The following is a 5,229-nucleotide window of genomic DNA, read 5'->3' on the forward strand; positions in this document are numbered from 1 at the left end:
TACGGGACGTACCGGGGCCGGCTCCGTCGGACCCGGCCCCGGTACGTCCCGTACCCCTGGGTGACCCCCGGAGGGTTACGCCCCGGTGCCGCCGCCGCCCGGCATGCCGGCGGCTGTGGCGATGACGTCGTCGATGAGGCCGTACTCCTTGGCCTCGTGGGCGTCGAACCAGCGGTCACGGTCGGAGTCACGGGTGATCTGCTCGACGGACTGGCCGGTGTGGAGGGACGTCAGCTCGGCCATGCGCTTCTTCGTGTGGAGGAGGCGCTCGGCGTGGATCTTGATGTCCGAGGCCGAGCCGGCGAGGCCGGCGGACGGCTGGTGGATCAGGATCTCGGCGTTCGGGAGCGCGAAGCGCTTGCCCGGGGTGCCCGCGCTGAGGAGGAACTGTCCCATGGAGGCGGCGAGGCCCATCGCGATCGTCATGACGTCGTTCTTGATGAACTGCATCGTGTCGTAGATCGCCATGCCGGCCGTGATGGAGCCGCCGGGGCTGTTGATGTAGAGGTTGATGTCCTTCTCGGGGTCCGCGGCGGCCAGCAACAGCAGCTGCGCGGTGATCCGGTTCGCGATGTCGTCGTCCACCGGCTGGCCGAGGAAGATGATCCGCTCGTTGAGCAGACGGTTGTAGACATGGTCGCCGAGGCCACCGCCGATGGAGGGCTCACCGGCGGCGGAGGGCATCAGATTCGTCACGTATCCACCTGCTCGTCTTACGACGGCGCCGGGCCGTCTCACGTTTCCCTGCGAGGGCCTCCGGCGGTTCAGCCGATATCGCAGGCCCTGTCATGGACCCTAACGCGCGGGTCCGTTCGGGGAATCCCGCAAAGGTAAGTGTTCGCCGGGGGCGTAGACCTGCGCCGCTCAAAGACCGGAAACGAACGAACGGGCCCCGGGTTCGGAAGAACCCGGGGCCCGTCGTCAGTCTGCTACCGCTCAGGCGTCGGCCTTCTCCTCGGAAGCGGCCTCGGCGGCGGCCTCCTCGGTGACCTCGGCGCCCTCTTCTTCGTCCTCGTCGTCGAGGTCGATGACCTCGCCGTTGGTGTCCTTCACCGTGGCGGACTCGACGACCAGGGCCAGGGCCTTGCCGCGGGCGACCTCGCCGACGAGCAGCTGGACCTGGTTGCCCTCGACGACGGCCTGCGCGAACTGGTCGGGGGACATGCCGGAGGAAGCCGCGCGGCGCATGAGGTGCTCGGTCAGCTCCTCCTGGTTCACGGAGAGCTTCTCGCGCTTGGTCAGCTCGTCCAGGACGAACTGGGTCTTGATGCCCTTGACCGCGGCGTCACGGGTCTCGGTGTCGAACTCCTCGGCGGTCTTGCCCTGGAGCTCCAGGTACTTGTCGAGTTCGAGACCCATCTGGGGCAGCTGGTGGTGCTCCAGGTTGTGCTTGCGGGTGTTGATCTCCTCTTCGAGGAGCTTCTCGGGCACCGGCACCTCGACGATGTCGAGGAGCTTCTCCAGGACGCGCTCCTGAGCCTGCGTGGCCTGGTCGTACTGCTTCATGTTCTCCAGGCGCTTGCGGCTGTCCGCCTTCAGCTCCTCCAGCGTGTCGAACTCGGAGGCGAGCTGCGCGAACTCGTCGTCCAGCTCGGGGAGTTCACGGGCGGCGACCTGGGTGACCTTGACGGTGACCTCGGCCTCCTTGCCCGCGCCGGTGCCGCCCTTCAGCTCGGAGGTGAAGGTGGCCTCGCCACCGGCCTCCAGGCCCTTGACGGCGTCGTCGATGCCTTCCAGCAGCTCGCCGGAGCCGATGGTGTAGGAGACGCCGTTGGCGATGCCGTCCTCCAGCACCTCGCCGTCGACCTTGGCCTCCAGGTCGACGGTGACGACGTCGCCGTCCTCGGCGGCGCGCTCCACCGGGGAGGTGGAGGCGAAGCGCTCACGGAGCTGCTCGACGGACTTCTCGACGTCCTCGTCGGTGACCTCGACCGCGTCGACCTCGACCTCGATGGAGGAGAAGTCCTCGGGGAGCTCAAGGGCGGGGCGGACGTCGACCTCGGCGGTGAAGTTCAGCGTCTCGCCGTCCTTCAGCTCCGTGATGTCGACCTCGGGCTGGCCCAGGACGCTCAGCTCGGCCTCGTTCACGGCGTCGGTGTAGAACCTCGGGAGGGCGTCGTTGACGGCCTCCTCCAGCACCGCACCGCGGCCGAAGCGCTGGTCGATGACCCGGGCCGGGATCTTGCCCTTGCGGAAGCCCTTGACCGTGACCTGCTGGTTGATCTTCTTGTACGCCGCGTCGAGGCTGTCCTTGAGCTCCTCGAAGGGCACCTCGATGCTGAGCCGAACCCGAGTCGGGTTCAGGGTCTCCACGGCGCTCTTCACGGTTCGGTCTCCTTGGGGGCTGACTTCTTGGTTTCCGCCGGGACCTCGATTGGTCCGGCCGATCGCCGCCCGGAGACTTCCAGAGAGTGAGAGACACGGGCGTGCAGCCTGCATAGTAACCGCAGCCGCCGAGGCCCCCCAAAGCCGATCACCGCGGTGATCGCGAAGGTGGTCGGGGTAGCGGGATTTGAACCCACGGCCTTCCGCTCCCAAAGCGGACGCGCTACCAAGCTGCGCCATACCCCGTGCTGGTGCGACACGTAGGGTACATGCCCGGACGCGGTCCGGCTGCCGCATTCGCCGGGGGCCTGGAAGGGGTGTGCGGTGGAGGGGGATCAGCCGCTACGATGCTCCTGTGTCGCGGGCCTCTTTGACCTGCGGCGCGTTCTGTGCGGGCGTAGCTCAATGGTAGAGCCCCAGTCTTCCAAACTGGCTACGCGGGTTCGATTCCCGTCGCCCGCTCTGTGAACGACCCGAGCCGGGCCGGAGGTTGATTCTCCGGTCCGGCTCTCGTCATGTCAGAAGTTGATGTCGGCGATCGCCTTCGTGATCGAGTTCATGAGGTCGTTTATCGTCGGCGCGAGGCCGGTCGAGGCGAGGAAGAAGCCGAAGAGGACGGCGACGACCGCCGGGCCGCCCTTGATGCTGCCGCTGCGGATCATGACCACCAGGACGATCGCCAACAGCAGCACCACTGACAGAGAAATGGCCATGACTGATCACACGCCCTAGGTCGGTTCGCTCTCCCGAGACCATCGTGCCACCAACAGGCGCATGTCATGCGGGGTGTTGCCCACCAACTGGTGGCGAACAGGTGAGCAGCGAGACGACGATCGCGTCGAAGAGTCCGTTCTGTACGGCCTTGTCGATTCCGCCCCCGGACATCCGCTCGGCCCGCAGCAGCGCGGTCGCGGCGCGTACGGCGTCGGCGGGCAGGAGCCGTCCGTCGGCGGGGAGTTCGGGCCAGGGCCACTCCGTCCAGCGGTGTTCCGGGGTGACCGCGCCGAGTTCGTACAGGGCGGCGACGACGCGCCACAGGGGCGCGCTGTACTTCGGGTACGGGACCTGGATCGCGCCGCTGTCCGACCGCTCCCCGCCGCCCCACTGGACCTCCCGGTCCGCGTCCGTGAGCGCGTCGTACGCCTCCCTCAACTCGCGCCACTCGTCGGCGCCTTGGGGGCTCAGTTCGGCGAGGAGGCGGCGGTCGTCGGAGTCCTCGACGTGGTGGGCGAGGCGGTGCACGGCGTCCAGGCCGCTCGCGCCCCGGACCTCGCCCGCGCCGGGTTCGCGGCTCAACCCGGCGAGCAGGAGCAGGGGTTGGCCGCCGGGGCGCTCGCCGGCCTCGTACAGCTTCTTGGCCCACTCCTCGGCGAGGTCGTGGACGGCCGTGCTGTGGGCGCGGCGGTGGAGCCAGCCGGTCTCGGCGCGGGTGTGGTCGGCCCAGGCGTAGCCTGCCGTCTCGCCGGTGGGGGACGTGACGGGGAAGTACCAGACGGGGTGGCGGGGGTCGGGGAGGCCCGGCCTGGTCATGCGGTGTCCTTCCGGGCCGGTGCGCGGCCTCGTCTCAGAAGCGGGCCGACGATGCGGTGGGGCCCTCGCGGCAGACCAGGAGGAGGGCCCGGTCGTCGTTGACGTCCTTCGCGACCGCTTCGATGAGGTGCCAGGCGGCGCCCTGGAAGCCGCCCGCGACGTAGCGGTCGGCCTCGCCGGTGAGGCGGTCTATGCCCTCGACGATGTCGCGGTCGGAGGTCTCCACCAGGCCGTCCGTGAAGAGCATCAGGACGTCGCCGGGGCGCAGGGTGCCCTTCACCGGGTCGAACTGGGCGCCCTCGTAGACGCCGAGGAGGGGGCCCTCCGCGGCCTTCTCCTCCCAGCGTCCGCTGCCCGCGCTGAGCTGGAGGCCCGGCGGGTGGCCCGCCGAGTACAGCTCGTAGTCGCCCGAGTCGAGGTCCAGGACCAGGTGGATGGAGGTCGCGAAGCCCTCGTCCCAGTCCTGGCGCAGGAGGTAGCCGTTGGCGGCCGGGAGGAAGGCGTGCGGGGGCAGGGAGCCGAGGAGGCCGCCGAAGGCGCCGGACAGGAGGAGGGCCCGCGAGCCCGCGTCCATGCCCTTGCCCGATACGTCCGTGAGGACGACCTCCATCGTCCGGCCGCCGTTCGTGCGCGCTGCGACCACGAAGTCGCCGGAGAACGACTGGCCGCCCGCCGGGCGCAGCGCCATCTCGCGGTGCCAGCCGGGCGGGAGCTTCGGGAGCTTGCTCTGGACGCGGATGCGTTCGCGCAGGTCGAACAGCATCGTGCCGCCCCGGCGCCACGGGACGCCGACCCGGCTGCGGAACTGGGCGATCAGCAGGCCGAAGAAGCCGCACGCCGCGACCACCAGGACCACGCCGGGGGTCACCCTCGACGGGCCCTCCGTGTACGGGCCCAGCTGGACCGACTCGATGATCAGGGCCGTCGCCGCCGCCGCGTACAGGGCCAGCAGGCTGGAGGGGCGCAGCAGGAGGCCGCCGGCCACGATCGGGAGGACCAGGGCCGCCGGGGAGAACCACACCGAGTTCGCCAGCGTCGCCATCATGATGACCGGGACGGTGAGGAGGAGGCCGGCCAGTGCTATCCAGTCCGAGCCGTCGCCGCGGAAGTAGTCCACCGCGCTTCTGCGCAGGCCGGTGCGGACCCGGTGCATCAGATGCCGCAACCGGGCCGTGAACGTCTCGGCTTCCGCGCGCCGCTGTCGTCCTGCTGCCATTAGTTCGGGACCCTATCCATCCAACCCGCCGCTTGGCACGGGAGGTCCCACTTGTCCCCCGTCCGAGGTTCGGCCTCCCAGTGAACTTCATGGGGAGCGGTTCGTGTGCGGGGAGGGCGGAATTCGATCGGTCGTCCCGGGTTGGGGTGGTTCGGGGC

General features: G+C 69.5%; 5 protein-coding genes and 2 tRNA genes. 1 reads left to right on the forward strand and 6 read right to left on the reverse strand.

Going from position 1 to position 5,229, the window contains the following annotated elements:
* Nucleotides 1-75: 75 nt before the first annotated feature.
* The 3 genes from AOK24_RS30055 to AOK24_RS30065 form a co-directional block, all read right to left on the reverse strand.
* Entirely contained in the window at nucleotides 76-696 is a 621-nt protein-coding gene (locus AOK24_RS30055) for an ATP-dependent Clp protease proteolytic subunit (RefSeq protein WP_055723189.1), read from the reverse strand.
* Between the two features lie 240 nt (nucleotides 697-936).
* Nucleotides 937-2,325 (reverse strand): trigger factor, encoded by a 1,389-nt coding sequence (tig, locus tag AOK24_RS30060; RefSeq protein WP_055723190.1) that lies wholly within the window; start codon nucleotides 2,323-2,325, stop codon nucleotides 937-939.
* Nucleotides 2,326-2,494: 169 nt separating this feature from the next.
* Nucleotides 2,495-2,571: transfer RNA gene (locus tag AOK24_RS30065), tRNA-Pro, on the reverse strand.
* Nucleotides 2,572-2,716: 145 nt separating this feature from the next.
* Here AOK24_RS30065 and AOK24_RS30070 point away from each other — a divergent pair.
* A tRNA-Gly gene (locus tag AOK24_RS30070) sits at nucleotides 2,717-2,787 on the forward strand.
* 56 nt (nucleotides 2,788-2,843) lie between these two features.
* Here the strand turns inward: AOK24_RS30070 and AOK24_RS30075 are convergent.
* The 3 genes from AOK24_RS30075 to AOK24_RS30085 all read right to left on the reverse strand — a co-directional run bounded on the left by AOK24_RS30075 (nucleotide 2,844) and on the right by AOK24_RS30085 (nucleotide 5,071).
* On the reverse strand, nucleotides 2,844-3,038 hold the full coding sequence (locus tag AOK24_RS30075) for a hypothetical protein (RefSeq protein ID WP_010355309.1): 195 nt from the start codon (nucleotides 3,036-3,038) through the stop codon (nucleotides 2,844-2,846).
* A 64-nt stretch (nucleotides 3,039-3,102) separates the two neighbouring features.
* Nucleotides 3,103-3,855 (reverse strand): DUF6508 domain-containing protein, encoded by a 753-nt coding sequence (locus AOK24_RS30080; protein ID WP_055723191.1) that lies wholly within the window; start codon nucleotides 3,853-3,855, stop codon nucleotides 3,103-3,105.
* Between the two features lie 34 nt (nucleotides 3,856-3,889).
* On the reverse strand, nucleotides 3,890-5,071 hold the full coding sequence (locus AOK24_RS30085) for a PP2C family protein-serine/threonine phosphatase (RefSeq protein WP_055723192.1): 1,182 nt from the start codon (nucleotides 5,069-5,071) through the stop codon (nucleotides 3,890-3,892).
* Between the last annotated feature and the right edge of the window lie 158 nt (nucleotides 5,072-5,229).

Source organism: Streptomyces niveiscabiei (assembly GCF_001419795.1).
Lineage (GTDB): Bacteria > Actinomycetota > Actinomycetes > Streptomycetales > Streptomycetaceae > Streptomyces > Streptomyces niveiscabiei.